Annotated in this window: 17 protein-coding genes; 2 read left to right on the forward strand and 15 right to left on the reverse strand. The window is 60.9% G+C overall.

The genetic code is table 11. The features are described from left to right. Nucleotides 1-43: 43 nt before the first annotated feature. The 6 genes from odhB to sdhC form a co-directional block, all read right to left on the reverse strand. Nucleotides 44-1,264, reverse strand: coding sequence for a 2-oxoglutarate dehydrogenase complex dihydrolipoyllysine-residue succinyltransferase (gene odhB / locus ABOA88_RS08455; RefSeq protein WP_043211419.1), 1,221 nt, complete (start codon nucleotides 1,262-1,264; stop codon nucleotides 44-46). A gap of 42 nt (nucleotides 1,265-1,306) precedes the next feature. After that, entirely contained in the window at nucleotides 1,307-4,138 is a 2,832-nt protein-coding gene (locus ABOA88_RS08460) for a 2-oxoglutarate dehydrogenase E1 component (protein ID WP_196169105.1), read from the reverse strand. Nucleotides 4,139-4,384: 246 nt separating this feature from the next. Further along, nucleotides 4,385-5,089 carry a succinate dehydrogenase iron-sulfur subunit gene (locus ABOA88_RS08465; protein WP_043211423.1) on the reverse strand — a complete coding sequence of 235 codons (705 nt, stop codon included), beginning with the start codon at nucleotides 5,087-5,089 and terminating at the stop codon, nucleotides 4,385-4,387. 11 nt (nucleotides 5,090-5,100) lie between these two features. Then, complete coding sequence (gene sdhA / locus ABOA88_RS08470; protein ID WP_070092886.1) at nucleotides 5,101-6,873, reverse strand: succinate dehydrogenase flavoprotein subunit; 1,773 nt, start codon at nucleotides 6,871-6,873, stop codon at nucleotides 5,101-5,103. 3 nt (nucleotides 6,874-6,876) lie between these two features. Then, a complete protein-coding gene (sdhD, locus tag ABOA88_RS08475; protein ID WP_043211427.1) occupies nucleotides 6,877-7,245 on the reverse strand; it encodes a succinate dehydrogenase, hydrophobic membrane anchor protein in 369 nt (122 codons plus the stop codon). Next, nucleotides 7,239-7,625: a succinate dehydrogenase, cytochrome b556 subunit gene (gene sdhC, locus ABOA88_RS08480; RefSeq protein WP_023628897.1), complete on the reverse strand. Its 387-nt coding sequence runs from the start codon at nucleotides 7,623-7,625 to the stop codon at nucleotides 7,239-7,241. The genes sdhD and sdhC overlap by 7 nt, the downstream gene beginning before the upstream one ends. A 351-nt stretch (nucleotides 7,626-7,976) precedes the next feature. Between sdhC and gltA the strand changes: the two genes are divergently transcribed. After that, a complete protein-coding gene (gene gltA, locus ABOA88_RS08485) occupies nucleotides 7,977-9,266 on the forward strand; it encodes a citrate synthase (protein WP_043211428.1) in 1,290 nt (429 codons plus the stop codon). 108 nt (nucleotides 9,267-9,374) lie between these two features. Here gltA and ABOA88_RS08490 read toward each other — a convergent pair whose 3' ends face one another. From ABOA88_RS08490 to ABOA88_RS08530, 9 genes are all read right to left on the reverse strand, one after another. Further along, nucleotides 9,375-9,980: an START domain-containing protein gene (locus ABOA88_RS08490; RefSeq protein ID WP_196169104.1), complete on the reverse strand. Its 606-nt coding sequence runs from the start codon at nucleotides 9,978-9,980 to the stop codon at nucleotides 9,375-9,377. 33 nt (nucleotides 9,981-10,013) lie between these two features. Next, the gene (locus tag ABOA88_RS08495; protein ID WP_196169103.1) at nucleotides 10,014-10,268 is read right to left on the reverse strand and encodes a YkgJ family cysteine cluster protein; all 255 of its coding nucleotides are present in this window, start codon (nucleotides 10,266-10,268) and stop codon (nucleotides 10,014-10,016) included. 119 nt (nucleotides 10,269-10,387) lie between these two features. Then, a complete protein-coding gene (locus ABOA88_RS08500) occupies nucleotides 10,388-10,855 on the reverse strand; it encodes a hypothetical protein (RefSeq protein ID WP_367851302.1) in 468 nt (155 codons plus the stop codon). A 64-nt stretch (nucleotides 10,856-10,919) separates the two neighbouring features. After that, nucleotides 10,920-12,362 (reverse strand): aminotransferase-like domain-containing protein, encoded by a 1,443-nt coding sequence (locus tag ABOA88_RS08505; RefSeq protein WP_070092054.1) that lies wholly within the window; start codon nucleotides 12,360-12,362, stop codon nucleotides 10,920-10,922. A 196-nt stretch (nucleotides 12,363-12,558) separates the two neighbouring features. Beyond that, nucleotides 12,559-13,368: an OmpA family protein gene (locus tag ABOA88_RS08510; protein WP_196169101.1), complete on the reverse strand. Its 810-nt coding sequence runs from the start codon at nucleotides 13,366-13,368 to the stop codon at nucleotides 12,559-12,561. Then, a complete protein-coding gene (locus tag ABOA88_RS08515) occupies nucleotides 13,365-13,718 on the reverse strand; it encodes a DUF4398 domain-containing protein (RefSeq protein ID WP_043211434.1) in 354 nt (117 codons plus the stop codon). The genes ABOA88_RS08510 and ABOA88_RS08515 overlap by 4 nt, the downstream gene beginning before the upstream one ends. Before the next feature lie 7 nt (nucleotides 13,719-13,725). Beyond that, nucleotides 13,726-14,547, reverse strand: coding sequence for a substrate-binding periplasmic protein (locus ABOA88_RS08520; RefSeq protein WP_367851301.1), 822 nt, complete (start codon nucleotides 14,545-14,547; stop codon nucleotides 13,726-13,728). A gap of 78 nt (nucleotides 14,548-14,625) precedes the next feature. Then, on the reverse strand, nucleotides 14,626-15,555 hold the full coding sequence (locus ABOA88_RS08525; RefSeq protein ID WP_043211437.1) for an electron transfer flavoprotein subunit alpha/FixB family protein: 930 nt from the start codon (nucleotides 15,553-15,555) through the stop codon (nucleotides 14,626-14,628). Next, nucleotides 15,556-16,305, reverse strand: a complete 750-nt coding sequence (locus tag ABOA88_RS08530; protein ID WP_043211439.1) for an electron transfer flavoprotein subunit beta/FixA family protein — start codon at nucleotides 16,303-16,305, stop codon at nucleotides 15,556-15,558. A 547-nt stretch (nucleotides 16,306-16,852) separates the two neighbouring features. Here ABOA88_RS08530 and ABOA88_RS08535 point away from each other — a divergent pair. Beyond that, a complete protein-coding gene (locus ABOA88_RS08535) occupies nucleotides 16,853-18,517 on the forward strand; it encodes an electron transfer flavoprotein-ubiquinone oxidoreductase (RefSeq protein WP_367851300.1) in 1,665 nt (554 codons plus the stop codon). The last annotated feature ends 179 nt before the right edge of the window (nucleotides 18,518-18,696 follow it).

The raw sequence follows: 18,696 nt of genomic DNA on the forward strand, positions 1-18,696 counted from the left end.
GCTTCGACTTGAAGCTTGCCGCTTGCCGCTTGCAGTTGCGCGATTAGATGTCCAGCAGCAGACGAGCCGGATCTTCCAGCAGATTCTTGATGGTCACCAGGAAGGTTACCGCTTCCTTGCCGTCGATCAGGCGGTGATCGTAGGACAGCGCCAGGTACATCATCGGGCGAATGACCACTTGGCCGTTGATCGCCATCGGACGCTGGATGATGTTGTGCATGCCCAGGATGGCAGCCTGCGGCGGGTTGACGATCGGGGTCGACATCATCGAGCCGAAGGTACCACCGTTGGTGATGGTGAAGGTACCGCCAGTCATCTCTTCGATGGCCAGTTTGCCTTCGCGGGCCTTCTTGCCGAAGGTGGCGATGCCGTTCTCGATCTCGGCCAGCGACATCGATTCGGCGTTGCGCAGGACAGGAACCACCAGGCCGCGGTCGCTGGAGACGGCGACGCCGACGTCAGCATAACCGTGGTAGACGATGTCGTTGCCGTCGATCGAGGCGTTGACGGCCGGGAAACGCTTCAGTGCTTCGGTGGCAGCCTTGACGAAGAACGACATGAAGCCCAGGCGTACGCCGTTGTGGGACTTCTCGAACAGGTCCTTGTACTTCGAGCGCAGGGCCATGACTTCGGTCATGTCCACTTCGTTGAAGGTGGTCAGCATGGCCATGCTCGACTGGGCTTCGACCAGACGCTCGGCGATCTTGGCGCGCAGACGGGTCATCGGCACACGCTTCTCGGTGCGATCGCCTGCAGCAGTGACCACTGGCGCAGCAGCGGCGGCAGGCTTGGCAGCCGGAGCTGCGGCAGGCGCTGCCTTCTTGTTGGCGATGGCGGCAACCACGTCTTCCTTGGTGACGCGACCACCTTTACCAGTGCCGGCAACCGAAGCCAGATCGATGCCGTTCTCTTCAGCCAGCTTGCGAGCGGCTGGAGCGGCAATCGGGTCTTCTTCGCCAGCGTCGGCGGCAGCGGCGGCCGGAGCAGCAGCGGCCGGGGCGGCAGCAGGCGCGGCAGCTGCAGCGCCACCTTCAACGATCGAACCCAGGACTTCGTCGGACAGGACGGTATCGCCCTCGCCCTTGACGATGTCGCCCAGCACACCGTCGGCGGTGGCCAGAACTTCCAGGACGACCTTGTCGGTCTCGATGTCGACGATCAGCTCGTCACGTTTGACGGCATCGCCCGGCTTCTTGTGCCAGGTGGCAACGGTGCCGTCGGCGACCGATTCCGGGAAGGTTGGGGCTTTGATCTCGATAGCCATTATCAGTGTTTCCTTAAATTCGGTTTCAGGTGCGCGAAGGCGTTAGACAGTGAAGGCATCCTGCAGCAGTTTTTCCTGCTGCTCGGCGTGCATCGAAGCGTAGCCACAGGCTGGCGCGGCGGAAGCGTCGCGACCGGCATATTCCAGAACCAGCGCCTTGTTGTGGCGGGTCAGGATTCGGCGCATGTGATGCTGGCTGCTGTACCAGGCGCCCTGGTTCATCGGCTCTTCCTGACACCAGACCGCGTGCTTGAGGTTGGTGTAAGGCGCCAGGATTTCCACCAGGTCGTCCTCAGGGAACGGATACAGCTGCTCGATACGCACGATGGCGATGTCTTCACGGCCTTCGGCACGGCGCTTTTCCAGCAGATCGTAGTAGACCTTGCCGCTGCACAGCACGAGGCGCTCGACCTTGGCCGGATCGAGGGTGTCGATTTCCGGGATCACGGTCTGGAACGAACCTTCGGCCAGATCTTCCAGGGTCGAGACGGCCAGCTTGTGGCGCAGCAGCGACTTCGGCGTCAGGACGATCAGCGGCTTGCGCAGCGGACGGATGACCTGACGACGCAGCAGGTGGTAGATCTGGGCCGGAGTGGTCGGTACGCAGACCTGGATGTTGTGCTCGGCGCACAGCTGCAGGTAACGCTCCAGACGCGCCGAGGAGTGCTCGGGACCCTGGCCTTCATAGCCGTGCGGCAGCAGCATGGTCAGGCCGCACAGACGACCCCACTTGTGCTCGCCACTGGTGATGAACTGGTCGATCACGACCTGGGCACCGTTGGCGAAGTCACCGAACTGGGCTTCCCAGATCACCAGCGCGTTCGGCGTGGTGGTGGAGTAGCCATATTCGAAGGCCAGTACTGCTTCTTCCGACAGGAAGGAGTCGTACAGCTCGAACTTCGGCTGGCCCGGGAACAGATTCTGCAGCGGCACGTAGGTGCTGGCGTCCTTCTGGTTGTGCAACACCGCGTGGCGGTGAGAGAAGGTGCCACGACCGATGTCCTGGCCGGTCATGCGGATCGGGTGACCTTCGAACTGCAGGGTGGCGTAAGCCATGGTCTCTGCGTAACCCCAGTTGATCGGCAAGCCACCGGCCTGCATCTTCTGGCGGTCTTCGTAGATCTTCGCGACCTGACGTTGGACGACGAAGCCTTCCGGCAGCTCGAGCAGCTTGGCCGACAGGTCCTGCAGGGTCTTGAGGTCGAAGCGGGTGTCGTGACGTGCAGTCCAGGCATGGCCCAGGTACGGGCGCCAGTCGACGAACAGCTCACGGTTCGGCTCCTTGACCAGGCTCTTGACCACGTGCAGACCGTTGTCCAGGGCGTTGCGGTACTCGTCGATCTTGGCCTGGGCGCGCTCGGCATCGATGCGACCAGCCTGGATCAGCGCGTCGGCGTACAGCTCACGGGTGGTGCGCTGCTTGCTGATCTGCTGGTACATCAGCGGCTGGGTACCATTCGGCTCGTCGGCCTCGTTGTGGCCGCGGCGACGGTAGCAGACCAGGTCGATGACCACGTCACGCTTGAACTGCATGCGATAGTCGATGGCCAGCTGGGTGACGAACAGCACCGCCTCTGGATCATCGCCGTTCACGTGCAGGATCGGCGCCTGGATCATCTTGGCGACGTCGGTGGCGTACTCGGTGGAGCGCGAGTCCAGCGGGTTGGAGATGGTGAAACCAACCTGGTTGTTGATCACGATGTGCACGGTCCCGCCGGTCTTGAAACCGCGAGTCTGCGACATCTGGAAGGTTTCCATGACCACACCCTGGCCGGCGAACGCAGCGTCGCCGTGGATCGAGATCGGCAGAACCTTGTCACCCACGGTGTCGTTGCGACGGTCCTGACGGGCGCGCACCGAACCTTCCACCACCGGCGAGACGATTTCCAGGTGGGAGGGGTTGAACGCCATGGCCAAGTGAACTTCGCCACCAGGGGTCATCACGTTGGAGGAGAAGCCCTGGTGATACTTCACGTCACCGGAGCCCAGCTCGTTCATCTTCTTGCCTTCGAACTCGTCGAACAGCTCGCGCGGGTTCTTGCCGAAGGTGTTGACCAGCACGTTCAGGCGGCCACGGTGGGCCATGCCGATCACGACCTCCTTGGTGCCGTAGGAGCCGGAGCGCTGGATCATTTCGTCCAGCATCGGGATCAGGCTTTCGCCGCCCTCGAGGCCGAAACGCTTGGTTCCTGGGTACTTGGTGCCCAGGTACTTCTCCAGGCCTTCGCCCGCGGTAACGCGCTCGAGCAGGTGAGTCTGCACGTCAGCGGAGAATTCAGGACGGCCACGTACGCTTTCCAGACGCTGCTGGAACCAGCTGCGCTGCTCGGAATCGACGATGTGGGTGAACTCGGCGCCGATGGTGCGACAATATGTCTTCTGCAGCGCATCGAAAATTTCGCGTAGGCTCGCTTCCTCTTTGCCGATGAACAGGTCGCCGGCACGGAAGGTCGTATCAAGGTCGGCATTGGTCAAGCCGTAGTGATTGATCGACAGGTCTACGGGCGCAGGGCGCTGCCACAACCCCAACGGGTCGAGCTTGGCAGCCTGATGGCCGCGCATACGATAGGCCTGGATCAGTCGCAGAACTTCAACCTGCTTCTTCTCGTGTTCACTGCTCACGCTCCCGGCGGAAACCGGTTGGGCGCGGCGCTGGTTCTTTGCCAGCAGTACGAAATGGTCGCGGATTGTAGAGTGCGATACATCGGTAGCGGTGCTGCCGTCGGCGGGCAACTTCTGGAAGTAGGTGCGCCACTCTTCTGGCACAGCGTTAGGGTCGTGCAGGTAGAGCTCATAAAGCTCTTCCACATATGCAGCGTTACCACCTGAAAGGTGGGCGCTTTCCCACATGCGCTGCATCACGCTTTCTTGCATGCTTGGTCACCCTCGGTTAGGGGACTGATCGGCAAAAGCCACAGCAAACCTGGAAAAGTCCGAACACAGCGACTGAACCACGCCACCTGGATCCTGCTGATTTTCCGGGTACCAGCCCGGAAGCCCCTGCTGGTCTCATATCTTCATAGGTAATGAGCTCGGGCTTTGTGGGCCCTTGCTCGGGTTTTACCTTGGTGCGGGCTCAGCGCCCGCACCTCGGTTTACTGCAGGTGCAACATTTTTGAATCAGGTGCCGCTTTGCAGCAGCATATTACGTACGTGACCGATTGCCTTGGTCGGGTTCAGACCTTTCGGGCAAACGTTTACGCAGTTCATGATCCCGCGGCAGCGGAATACGCTGAACGGGTCATCCAGGGACGCCAGGCGCTCCTGAGTCTTGGTATCGCGGCTGTCGGCCAGGAAGCGGTAGGCCTGCAGCAGCGCGGCGGGGCCCAGGAACTTGTCCGGGTTCCACCAGAACGACGGGCAGGAAGTCGAGCAGCAAGCGCACAGGATGCACTCGTACAGACCGTCCAGCTTGTCGCGGTCTTCCGGCGACTGCAGACGCTCGATGGCCGGCGCTGGCGTGTCGTTCTGCAGGAACGGCTTCACCTTCTCGTACTGCTTGTAGAAGATGCTCATGTCGACGACCAGGTCACGAATGACCGGCAGACCCGGCAGCGGGCGCAGAACCAGCTTGTTGCCCTTGACCACCGACGACAGCGGAGTGATGCAGGCCAGACCGTTCTTGCCGTTGATGTTCATGCCATCGGAACCGCAAACGCCTTCACGGCAGGAGCGACGGTACGAGAAGCCCTCGTCCTGCTCCTTGATCAGTGCCAGCACGTCCAGGACCATCAGATCCTTGCCACCGGTGTCGACCTGGAAGGTCTGCATCTTCGGCGCCGAATCGGTGTCCGGGTTGTAACGATAAACTTCGACTTGCAACATAGCGGCCACCCTTAGTAAGTCCGGACTTTTGGTTCGAAGGCAGGAACTGTCTTCGGCGCAAAGTTGACGCCACGCTTGGCGACGCGCTTCTCACCCGGGTAGTACAGGGTGTGGCACAGCCAGTTTTCGTCGTCACGGTCTTCGTAGTCTTCACGGGCGTGAGCGCCACGGGACTCTTTACGGGCTTCTGCCGCGATGGCGGTAGCTTCGGCGACTTCCAGCAGGTTTTGCAGCTCCAGCGCTTCGATACGCGCGGTGTTGAAGGCCTGGGACTTGTCGTTGATCTTGACGTTGGCGATGCGCTCGCGCAGGCCAGCCAGCTGAGCGATACCCTTCTGCATGTATTCGCCAGTACGGAATACACCGAAGTAGTTCTGCATGCAGCTCTGCAGCTCGCGCTTGAGGCTGGCAACGTCTTCGCCAGTGGTGCGCTCGTTGAGCTTGTTCAGGCGGTTCAGGGCAACGTCGACGTCGGTGTCGCTGGCGTCGCGGTATTCGACACCTTCGGTCAGCGCCTTCTCCAGGTGCAGACCGGCTGCACGACCGAAGACCACCAGGTCCAGCAGCGAGTTGCCGCCCAGGCGGTTGGCACCGTGAACCGATACGCACGCCACTTCACCCACGGCGAACAGACCTGGGATGATGTGGTCCTTGCCTTCGGCGTCCATGGTGATGGCCTGGCCATGAATGTTGGTGGCGATACCACCCATCATGTAGTGGCAGGTCGGAATAACCGGAACCGGCGCGACCACTGGGTCGACGTGAGCGAAGGTCTTGGACAGTTCGCAGATGCCTGGCAGGCGGCTGTGCAGCACCTCCTCACCCAGGTGGTCGAGCTTCAGCAGCACGTGGTCCTTGTTCGGGCCCACGCCGTTGCCGGCGATGATTTCCTTGACCATGGAACGGGCGACGACGTCGCGACCAGCCAGGTCTTTCGCGTTCGGCGCGTAACGCTCCATGAAGCGCTCGCCGTGGGCGTTGATCAGGTAGCCACCCTCACCGCGGCAACCCTCGGTGACCAGTACACCGGCGCCGGCGATGCCGGTCGGGTGGAACTGCCACATTTCGATGTCCTGCACCGGAACGCCGGCACGCAGGGCCATGCCGACACCGTCACCGGTGTTGATCAGGGCGTTGGTGGTCGAGGCGTAGATACGGCCCGCACCGCCAGTGGCCAGAACGGTAGCCTTGGACTTGATGTACAGGGTTTCGCCGGTTTCGATGCAGATCGCGATCACGCCGACAAAAGCGCCATCCTGGTTTTTCACCAGGTCAACGGCATAGTACTCGTTGAGGAAGGTGGTGCCTGCCTTCAGGTTGCCCTGGTACAGGGTGTGCAGCAGCGCGTGACCGGTACGGTCGGAAGCGGCGCAGGTACGGGCAGCCTGGCCACCTTTGCCGAAGTCCTTGGACTGGCCACCGAACGGACGCTGGTAGATACGGCCAGTTTCGGTACGCGAGAACGGCAGACCCATGTGGTCCAGTTCGAAGACCGCAGCCGGGCCTTCCTGACACATGTACTCGATAGCGTCCTGGTCACCGATGTAGTCGGAGCCCTTGACGGTATCGTACATGTGCCAGCGCCAGTCGTCGTTCGGGTCGGCCGAAGCGATGGCGCAGGTGATGCCACCTTGGGCCGATACAGTGTGCGAACGGGTCGGGAAGACCTTGGTGACTACGGCAGTCTTGTGACCGCCCTGGGCCAGCTGCAGCGCAGCGCGCATGCCGGCACCGCCGCCACCGATAATGATGGCGTCGAAAGAAATGGTTGGAATGCTAGCCATGGATCAGATACCCCAGAGAATCTGCACACCCCAGACGAAGTACGCGAACATCGCAACGCCGCACACAGCCTGGAACAGGAAACGAATCGCAGTCGCCGACTTGCCGAAGGACATCGGCGTCAGGTAGTCGGTGGCAATGGTCCACATGCCGACCCAGGCGTGAGCGCCGAGGGCAACGAGTGCCAGCAGACTGAAGATACGCATCGCGTTGTTGGAGAACAGACCGTGCCACTGGGCATAGTCGAGACCCGGGTGAACGGCAACGTAGCCGATCAGGAAGATGAAGTAAGCCGCGAGAACGACCGCAGATACGCGCTGCGCCATCCAGTCATAGAGGCCCGAACGCGACAGGTTCGTGACATTAGTTACCATACCCAAACTCCCGCCAGAACGATCAGCACCACGGAGATGACGATCACGATTTTCGAGCCCAGCTTGCCGCCCTCGAGCGTCTCACCGACACCCATGTCCATGATCAGGTGGCGTACACCTGCAACGAGGTGGTACAGCAGGCCGGACAGCAGGCCCCAAGTCACCAGCTTGGCCAGCGGACTGGTCAGACACGCCTTCACCTCGGCAAAGCCCTCCTCGGAACCCAGCGACTTGCCCAATGCATAAAGCATGATGGCCAGGCCAAGGAACAGGATGACGCCGGAGATACGGTGAAGAATGGACGTGTACGCGGTGATCGGGAGTTTGATGGTCCTTAGGTCTAGGTTTACAGGTCGTTGGCTTTTCACGGCTTTTTTCACACTGAAGAGCCCCTAGCTAACAGGGCAAAGTTGTTGGTAAGTGTACTGGTCAGGTACCCACCACCCAGGGAGCGACGACCCCCAGCAGAACGGGCTTGCAAGCCCCTGGCGGTCGGTTGCGGAGTATAGACAGTTAGGCTGCTTATGACAACGTGAGGGGCTAGCCCAAATAGCGCATTGCCTTTAACGAACAAAAGGCGTAAATGGGCGAGAATTTCGTGAAAAATCAGGGCTCAGAGGGCGTTTCAACCAGCCTTTAGGCAAATTGACATTCGAATTTATCCCTCTATAGTGGTGCGGGCCCTGCGTGGGGGGTCTGTCTGATGATTTCAAGCATTAATAGGAGGCCACATGGCTGACAAAAAAGCGCAGTTGGTCATCGAGGGCGCTGCCCCCGTCGAGCTGCCCATTTTAACCGGCACCGTTGGTCCCGATGTTATCGACGTCCGCGGGTTGGGGGCTACTGGTCACTTCACCTTTGACCCTGGTTTCATGGCGACTGCGTCCTGCGAGTCGAAGATCACCTACATCGATGGCGACAAGGGTGTCCTGCTGCACCGCGGCTACCCGATCGAACAGCTCGCCGAAAAATCGGACTACCTGGAAACCTGCTACCTGCTGCTCAACGGCGAACTGCCGAACGCCGAGCAGAAGGCCCAGTTCGTCAGCACCGTGAAGAACCACACCATGGTTCACGAGCAGCTGAAATCCTTCTTCAACGGCTTCCGCCGCGACGCTCACCCGATGGCAGTGATGTGCGGCGTGGTCGGCGCCCTGTCGGCGTTCTATCACGACTCCCTGGACATCAACAACCCGCAGCATCGCGAGATCTCTGCGGTGCGCCTGGTCGCGAAAATGCCGACCCTGGCCGCGATGGTCTACAAGTACTCCATGGGCCAGCCGATGATGTATCCGCGCAACGACCTGTCGTACGCGGAAAACTTCCTGCACATGATGTTCAACACGCCGTGCGAGATCAAACCGATCAGCCCGGTGCTGGCCAAGGCAATGGACCGGATCTTCATCCTCCACGCCGACCACGAGCAGAACGCCTCCACCTCCACCGTACGCCTGGCGGGCTCCTCGGGCGCCAACCCGTTCGCCTGTATCGCCGCCGGTATCGCTGCACTGTGGGGTCCGGCCCACGGCGGCGCCAACGAAGCCGTGCTGACCATGCTCGATGAAATTGGCGATGTCTCCAACATCGACAAATACATCGCCAAGGCCAAGGACAAGAACGATCCGTTCAAGCTCATGGGCTTCGGCCACCGCGTGTACAAAAACCGCGACCCGCGCGCCACCGTGATGAAGAAGACCTGCGATGAGGTCCTGAGCGAACTGGGCATCAAGAACGATCCGCAGCTCGAACTAGCTATGCGCCTGGAAGAGATCGCACTGACCGATCCGTACTTCATCGAGCGCTCGCTGTACCCGAACGTCGACTTCTACTCCGGCATCATCCTGAAGGCGATCGGCATTCCGACCAGCATGTTCACCGTGATCTTCGCCCTGGCGCGCACCGTCGGCTGGATCTCCCACTGGAAGGAAATGCTTTCCAGCCCGTACAAGATCGGCCGTCCGCGCCAGCTGTACACTGGCCATGAGCAGCGTGACATCGTTGACCTGAAAGACCGCAAGTAAGCTCATCGAGCCGAACGTAAAAAAGGCTGCCCTTGGGCAGCCTTTTTTATAGCGCAGCAACCGAAAGACCACTGCGTACCGCTTCGCGGGCATACCCGCACCTCAGACTCAGGGCTTTTCAGCCTTCTCGCGCAACCCCTTGAGGGTATTGAACGGCGCGTCCACCACGAACTTGTTGGCCAGCCAGGACGGCACACTGCCTCCAGGCTCGGTATGCACCTGGTAGGTCACCTCGGTACTGTCACCCTTGGGCACCAGCTTCCAGAAGCCCTGGACCTGTGCCACACGCACATAACCCTTTTCCTCCGGCAGGTACTTCGGGTCTTCCTCGAGCTTGCGGACCAGACTGCCGTCAGCCTCCTCGGTGGTGGTCACGTGAAGGATCGAATCACGCGGCGTCACCGGCCAGGGCGTATTGAAGCGGGTGTAGGTCCAGCTCTGCGCGCCGTCCTGCTTGAGCAGCTTTTGCGACTCGCACTCATGGATCCACTTGCAGGCACCCACAGTGTCCTCCTGCAAGGCCTTGACCTTGGCCAGCGGCGCCTTGATCAAGGCCACACCACGATAGGCCTTGTACTTCGAACCCGGCACTTCACTGAGGGACACCTTGATGCCGTCCTCATCCTTGGCCACCTGCCAGTTCTCGGCCCAGGCAACCGGCGACAGCAGAACACCAACGCCACATAGCAGTGCAATACGCTTGATCGATCTCATCGTTTTGTTCCTTGTTGTCGAAGATCCAACCTGTCACGCCGCCGTCATCTGCTCCAGCCAGCCGAGAATCCTGATCGCCTCTTCGCGATCACTGCCGCACACTTCCACGTCCGCCTTGAACCCACCACACACCGCCGGCCGCTCAGGCTTGCCGAACAACTCACAGAGGTTGTCGACGGTCAGGTGCAGGCACCGCTCGCCAGCAGGCTTGCCCTGGGGCATACGCGGCATCGGCGAGCTGATGGATGGGGCAATGCAGCATGCGCCGCAGCCCTCTCGGCAATTCATGAAACAGGACTCCCACGAGCAAAACGGGACGAACGTCCCTGGATAGTAACCGCTCAAACATATGTTTGAAATTGCGAAACGGATGAAATCTGCCGTGACCCGGCAGTCAGTTGGAACACCTACTGGCGAAACTCGAAATCGATGGCCGCACCTTCCACATCATGACGACTGTCGTTGCGCAGCTGTAACTGCATTTCGTTGTTGATCAGGCGCCCATTGAGCTGAAAGGGACTGTCATCGCTGACCGGCTTTTGCGGAAACATGGACGGCAGCAAAGGCTTGCGGCGCATCACCGGATCACCCGCCCCCGGCTTGAGTTCTTCGACCATCGCGGCAGGCAAGCTCAAGTCCAGCTTTGGCTTGGGCAACGGCTTGGCCAAGGTTTTTTTGCGCACTACCTTGCCGGACGGCTTGGCCTTGCCCCTGACCGGCGCCTTTTTCGCCACCTGCTTGCGCACTGGCTTGGCCGCTGCCTTGGTTTGCGTCGCAGACGCTTTGGCCGCCGGCTGTGCGGCATGCACCAAAGCAGCGGACAGACACAACGGCGCAAGACATAGGAACAGGAAAAAAGAGCGGAGCGCTTTCATGGACATCAGGGGCGTGCTGGAAAAGTGTGCGTATGCTCTCTGTTCCGCCCGCCCCTGGCAAGATTTACAACAGTGATCCTGTCGACGACTTGCACAATTGATGGGCCAGCAGCCCCAGTGTGATCACTGCACGCTCGGCCTCCTTGTTCCATGGAATCCCGCAGTTGAGCCGAATGCAATGGTTGAACTGCTCGGTGTTGCTGAAGATCAGCCCCGGCGCGATGCTGATGCCTTGCTCCAAGGCCCGCACATGCAGATCTTGGGTGTTCACCCTCCCGGGCAGGCTCACCCAGAGAATGAACCCTCCCGTAGGTCGGGTCATCTGTGTACCTTCAGGGAAATGCTGCTGCACGGCCAACTGGTAGGCGCTTAGGTTCTTGCGGTACTCCTGACGGATGTACCGCAGGTGGCGGTCATAGCCGCCGTTTTCCAGATAGGCAGCCACCCCCATCTGGGTCACGCTGCACGCCGAATGGGTGGTGAAAGTCTGCAGGCGCTGGATCTCGTCCTGGTAGCGACCGGCGATCATCCAGCCTACCCGCACCCCAGGCGACAGGGTCTTGGAGAAGCTCGAGCAATAGATGACCCGATCCAGACGATCGAATGCCTTGAGTGCCTTGGTCCGGCCTTGCTCGAACATCAGCTCGCCATAGATGTCGTCCTCAACGATCTGAATATCGAAGTCAGAGGCCAGACGCAGCAACTGCTTTTGGCGATCCTCAGGAATCGTGCCTCCCAATGGATTGCTCAGGCGCGGGGTCAGCACCAGGGCCTTGATCGACCATTGGTTGGCAGCCAACTGCAATGCTTCAAGGCTGATGCCGGTCGACGGGTCACTCGGAATCTCGATGACCTTGAGCCCTAACAGGTCGGCCAGCTGCAGCAATCCATAATAGGTGGGCGACTCCGCAGCGATCAGGTCGCCTGGGCGGGTCAGCACCCGCAATGACATCTGCAGGGCATCGACGCAACCATGGGTCACCACCACCTCACGCGGATCGACCAGCACCCCGGCATCACGCATACGAATGGCTATCTGCCGGCGCAGCGGCTCGAAGCCAGGGCTGAACATGTAACTGAAAGCGCGCGGGCTGTGAAAGCGCGTCACTTTGGCCAACTGCTGATGCAGAGCCCGCACCGGCAAATAGTCAACGTGCGGGACTGCCGCACCAAAGGGGAAAACACCGTCTCGCCGCGCCTCGGTCAACACCTGCTGGATGATGCTCGCCCGAGTGACCAGGCCGGGCCGTTCAACCCGGGCGATTTCCGGGGTCTGGGCGGTGAGTGCCGGTGTCTGGTGCACGTAGTAGCCGGACTGCGGCCGCGCGCGGATGAGCCCCTGATCCTCCAGGTTGGCATACGCCTGTAGCACCGTGGCATGACTGACGTTGAGCTGGGCGCTCATCTTGCGCACGGAGGGCACACGCTCACCGGGCTGGTAGACACCTCGGCGGATGTCATCGGCCAGTTGCTGGGCAATGCGCTGGTACAGCAGCAGGTTGGTCATGGCGGCTCTCGAAACGCGGACGGGTTCGTTGTTCTTGTGCGACTCAAAGCCGAGTCAGAATACCGTAACAGTTACGAAGTGTACTGGGACAGATTGGAGAATAGTCAACAATACAGTGAGGTAACAATCACAGAATCAACAAGCCCGCCCGTTACCGACGAACGAGATAGCCAAAAACCTGCAAGAACGCCCGATATCAACGCGCGGGCGCGAGCTTGCCCTTGTCGTCGGAAAAGACGATTTCTACCCGACGATTCTGCGCCCTGCCCCGCTCGGACGCATTGGCGTCGATCGGATACTGGTCGCCATAGCCTTCGACCTGTATGCGTTTTTCGTCCACACCGAGGTCGACCAACATGTCGGCCACGGCCTGGGCACGATCACGCGACAGCGCGAGGTTGTCCTCGGGCAGACCGGTACTGTCGGTATAGCCTTCGACCCGCACCACACGACGAGGGTTGAGCTGCAGGAACTGGACGAGCTTGAGTACCGTGCGGCTGGCAGAAGTCTTGAGCTCGGCGCGACCGGTGTCGAACAGCACATCACCCAACGTCATCACCAAGCCACGATCGCTTTGCTCGGAGGCCATGGCCGCGATCTGCGCTTCGACCCACTTGCCTTGCTGTTGCACGCTGGCCAATTTGGCTTCGCGCAACCCCAGCTGCAAGCGCTGGCGTTCCAGGTCGAGCTTGGCCAGGCGCTCCTGATTGAGGGCCAACTTGGCATGCTCGGCCGCGATCTCGCTGTAGCGCTTGCTCAAATAGGCGTAGTGACGCACGTCGGAGCCGGTTCCGATGTAGCTCGAGAGACGCTCGGCCCGGGCCAGGGATTCACCAGCACGAATCACATCGCGCGGCGCGCTGCGCAGCACATCGGCATCATCCTTGACCTTTTGGAAAGCGACCGCCGCTTCATCGAGCGCCGACTCACTGCGCTGGCTCGCACAACCCTGCAACCCGACCAGCGCCAGCAGCGCCAGTGCAGCCATTGAATGACGACGCATCATGGCTGTACCTCCAGTTGCTTGCGAAGGCGCTTGACCCGCGCCTGTACGACCTGAAGCTGCTCTTCGCTCTTCTGAGTCAACACCCGGGCCTCAGCCAGGCGCGCATCCAGCTCGGCCTGCTCGGCGCGCATGCGCGCGTCACGGTAATCCTCGGTGGCCATGTTGGTCTTGGCTCTCGCCAGTTTGTCTTCGGCCAGTTTCAGTTCCGCCACCTGCTCGGTGGCACCGACGGCCTTGGCCTGCTCCAGGGCCTGCTCGGACAGACGCATCTGCTCGTTGGGTGCAGGATCGTTGGCACAGCCAGCCAGGCCGAGCATGGCCAAGGCAAGGATCAGTGGTTGGGTTCTCATTGCATTCCTACTGTTTAGGGGCATCCAGAGGCGCCTGCATCTGCGCCTTCCAGCGCTCGACATTGCGCTGCAGCACGGCCTGGGACGCCCCGGAGATCGGCAATTCTGTCAGTTTTTTTGCCAGTTGTCCGCGCAGCCAGGCGTCATTGCAGGCCGAGTTGTGCGACACAGCCAGGTACAGGCCAGGTCGATCCACCGGCAGGCCACGGGCGATCAGATCGTTGCCCATGCCCAGGCTCTGGACCATGCCCATGCCCGAGTAACGCCCGGCCAGCACATAGTCGACCTGGCCCAGCACCAGCTTCTGGAAGGCCTGGGTCAGATTCTGTGCAGGGGCCAGCTTCAGCTGAGCCTTGGCGAAGGCCTCGAAGGCCGGGGTCAGGCGGGCCCGCTCGGAAATACTGCCTTGGTACTGGGCAAGGTCCGCCGGCCCATCGAAGACCAACGTGGCGTCATGGCGAGTCCAGACCAGGTACTCGTTGAGCTGCAACGGGGGATGGATGTAGTCGAGGGCGGTCAACTGCTCGACCTGCATGGGCGCATCGATCAACAGGTCCATACGCCCGCTGCGCACTTCCTCCAGCGCCTGGTCGCGCTTGCCGGCGTGCAGCACTTCGACCGACACTCCCAGCTCAGCGGCAACCTGACGCAGCAGGTCGACATTGGCACCGATCAGGTGCCGAGGGTCCTTCGGGTCCTGCCAGGAATACGGCGGCGCATCCGGGCTGCCAGTCGCCACCAGGCGTTCGCATTTGCCTGCTGCCATTGCCCATGGCGTCGACAACGCCGCTATGCAGGCCAGCACCCTGCCCGCTTTGCGAAACTCCATGCCCTACTCCTTGCAGCCAGAAAAAAGCCCGGCCCTCGTTTCGGAGGGCCGGGCTTCTTTATAAGTGAAGCCGCCGGATCAGACCAGCTTTTCCAGCTCTGGAACCGCCTCGAACAGGTCGGCGACCAGGCCGTAGTCGGCCACCTGGAAGATCGGTGCTTCTTCGTCCTTGTTGATCGCAACGATCACCTTGGAGTCCTTCATGCCCGCCAGGTGCTGGATAGCGCCCGAGATACCGACAGCGATGTACAACTGCGGCGCAACGATCTTGCCGGTCTGGCCGACCTGCATGTCGTTGGGCACGAAGCCTGCATCGACCGCGGCACGCGAGGCACCGACAGCAGCGCCGAGCTTGTCGGCCAGGGCGTACAGGTGCTTGAAGTTGTCACCATTGCCCATGCCGCGACCGCCGGAAACGACGATCTTGGCAGCGGTCAGCTCAGGACGGTCGGACTTGGCCAGTTCCTCACCAACGAAAGCAGACTTGCCAGCGTCGTGCACAGCACCAACGGCCTCGACAGCAGCCGAACCACCCTCGGCGGCCACGGCGTCGAAGCCGGTGGTACGCACGGTGATGACCTTGACCGCAGCGCTGGACTGCACGGTAGCAATGGCGTTACCGGCATAGATCGGGCGCTTGAAGGTGTCGGCAGACTCGACCGAGATGATCTCGGAGATCTGGTCGACGTCCAGCAGCGCGGCGACGCGCGGCAGGATGTTCTTGCCATTGGTGGTGGCCGGAGCCAGCACGTGGCTGTAGCCCTTGCCCAGCTCGGCGATCAGCGGCGCGACGTTTTCCGGCAGCGCATGAGCGTAGGCGGCATTGTCAGCGACCAGGACCTTGGCAACGCCAGCGATCTTGGCGGCGGCTTCAGCGACACCACCGACGTTCTGGCCTGCGACCAGCACATGGATATCCCCACCGATCTTGGCGGCAGCGGCAACAGTGTTCAGGGTAGCCGGGGCAACGGCACCGTTTTCGTGTTCAGCGACAACCAGGATAGTCATTTAGATTACCTTCGCCTCGTTCTTCAGTTTCTCGACCAGTTCGGCCACCGACTTGACCTTGATACCCGCGCTGCGAGCAGCCGGGGCTTCGACTTTCAGGGTCTTGGTGGTGGAAGCGGTGGAGACGCCCAGCGCGTCTGGAGTGACAGTCTCCAGCGGCTTCTTCTTGGCTTTCATGATGTTCGGCAGCGACGCGTAGCGCGGCTCGTTCAGACGCAGGTCGGTGGTGACGATCGCCGGCAGGTTCAGCGCGACGGTCTGCAGGCCGCCATCGATTTCACGGGTGACGTTGAGCTTGTCGCCAGCCACTTCGACCTTGGAGGCGAAGGTGCCTTGGGCGTAGCCGGTCAGCGCAGCCAGCATCTGGCCGGTCTGGTTATTGTCACTGTCGATGGCTTGCTTGCCGAGGATGACCAACTGTGGCTGCTCTTTATCGACAATGGCCTTGAGCGCCTTGGCCACGGCCAGTGAGTTCAGCTCTTCGGCGGTCTCGACCAGGATGGCGCGATCGGCACCCAATGCCAGAGCGGTACGCAATTGCTCCTGAGCAGCAGTCGGACCGACGGCAACGGCGACGATCTCGGTCGCCACGCCCTTTTCCTTCAGGCGTACGGCTTCTTCCACGGCGATTTCGCAGAAGGGGTTCATGGACATCTTGACGTTTGCAAGGTCGACGCCGGAGTTGTCCGCCTTGACGCGAACCTTGACGTTGTAGTCGACCACTCGTTTGACAGCTACAAGAACCTTCATGGATTCCTCGTTACTCTCCGGTGAAAAGAATGTCGCCTGGGGCATGCCCGGCGATTGCGCGTGGGTACAAGGGCACCTCTAAAAACGTTCCTGGCTGCGGGAAATTTCCGGTGACCAAACAGTCCTGTTTCGACTTTGCCGGCAAAACCGACGGGTCATTTTCTGTCGTGGCGTGTAGACTCCACTACAAAACCGGATTCGGCCCGAAAACCCTGCTCCATGCCTGGTCTTTAGGGGTACACCTGCGCCCGGCGGTCAGCCTACGGCGAGCGTAAAACCGCTCGTATCTTGACCGTAACACCTAATCCGGTCAATACGGCAAATCGGCCAGCCTCCAGCCGCGTTCCAGTGATTTTACTGGGCTCCGGCAAATTCAAACAAACGTTTGTATTGGACCCGCCAAGTGGTGTAGATATAATGCGCGGCCAAGACAAAGCGGTGTAGTCCGTCATCCACGTAGCTACAGCTTACACAGTCGTGCATGGCCCTCCATCACCCAAAAAGACAAGACAAGCAACAGCGATGAGCCTTGAGTAGGAGAGAACCAGTGGAACGCGAATACATGGAATTCGACGTGGTCATCGTCGGCGCAGGCCCGGCGGGCCTGTCTGCCGCCTGCCGCCTGAAGCAGAAGGCCGCCGAAGCCGGTAACGAGATCAGCGTCTGCGTGGTCGAGAAAGGCTCGGAAGTCGGTGCCCACATCCTCTCCGGCGCGGTGTTCGAACCACGCGCCTTGAACGAACTGTTCCCCGACTGGAAAGAACTTGGCGCTCCGCTGAACACTGAGGTCAAGCGCGACGACATCTATGTACTCAAGGATGCGAGCAGTTCGACCAAGGTCCCCGACCTGTTCGTGCCCAAGACCATGCATAACCAGGGCAACTACATTATCTCCCTAGGCAATCTGTGCCGCTGGCTGGCCCAACAAGCCGAGAACCTAGGTGTTGAGATCTACCCAGGTTTCGCCGCCCAGGAAGCGCTGTTCGACGAAAACGGCGTGGTCCGCGGGATCATCACGGGCGACCTGGGTGTCGACCGCGAAGGCAACCCTAAAGACGGCCTGTACACACCGGGCATGGAGCTGCGCGCCAAGTACACGCTGTTCGCCGAAGGCTGCCGCGGTCACATCGGCAAGCAACTGATCAAGCGCTTCAACCTCGACAGCGATTCCGACGTCCAGCACTACGGCATCGGCCTCAAGGAAATCTGGGAAATCGACCCGGCCAAGCACGAGCAAGGCCTGGTGGTGCACACAGCCGGCTGGCCGCTGGACGTAGTGAGCACCGAGAACACCGGGGGGTCCTTCCTGTATCACCTGGAGAACAACCAGGTGGTGGTCGGCCTGATCGTCGATCTCTCCTATGCCAACCCCTACCTGTCGCCATTCGATGAGTTCCAGCGCCTGAAGCATCACCCGGTGATGAGCCAGTACCTCGAAGGCGGCAAGCGCATCAGCTACGGTGCCCGCGCCATCTGCAAGGGCGGCCTGAACTCGCTGCCGAAGATGGTCTTCAACGGCGGCGCACTGATCGGTTGCGACCTGGGCACCCTGAACTTCTCCAAGATCAAGGGTAGCCACACCGCCATGAAGTCCGGCATGCTCGCCGCCGACGCCGTGGCCGAAGCCCTGCTCGCCGGCCGCGAAGGTGGTGACATCCTCGACAACTACGTCAGCGCCTTCAAAGCCAGCTGGCTGTATGAAGAGCTGTTCGCCAGCCGCAACTTCGGCCCTGCGCTGCACAAGTTCGGCCCGTTGCTCGGTGGTGCGTTCAACTACATCGACCAGAACTGGTTTGGCGGCAAGCTGCCGTTCACCCTGCACGACACCAAGCCGGACTACGCCTGCCTCAAGCTGGCGGCCGATTCGCAGAAGATCGACTACCCCAAACCCGACGGCAAGCTCAGCTTCGACAAATTGAGCTCGGTGTTCCTCTCCAGCACCAACCATGAAGAGGAACAGCCATGCCACCTGAAACTGGCCGATGCCAGCGTACCGATCGCCAGCAACCTGCCGCTGTACGACGAACCTGCCCAGCGCTACTGCCCGGCCGGCGTGTACGAAGTGGTCACCCAGGAAGACGGCAACAAGCGCTTCCAGATCAACGCGCAGAACTGCGTGCACTGCAAGACCTGTGACATCAAGGACCCTGCCCAGAACATCACGTGGGTCACTCCAGAAGGCGCGGGCGGGCCGAACTACCCGAACATGTAAGACCGCCCCTCCACGAAAAAGCCCCCAAGGCCAGGCCTTGGGGGCTTTTTCGTTTAGGTTGCAGGCCATCACACCGCCGGGGGTTGTGTCCTGTAACGAATCTGCGTACTGCTCATATCCAGCCTAAGCGGGGCAAGCCGCTCGCGCACATGCGCCAGACATGCGCCGCCATCGGGCAG

Source organism: Pseudomonas sp. PKS, from assembly GCF_051913525.1.
Taxonomy (GTDB): domain Bacteria; phylum Pseudomonadota; class Gammaproteobacteria; order Pseudomonadales; family Pseudomonadaceae; genus Aquipseudomonas; species Aquipseudomonas guariconensis_D.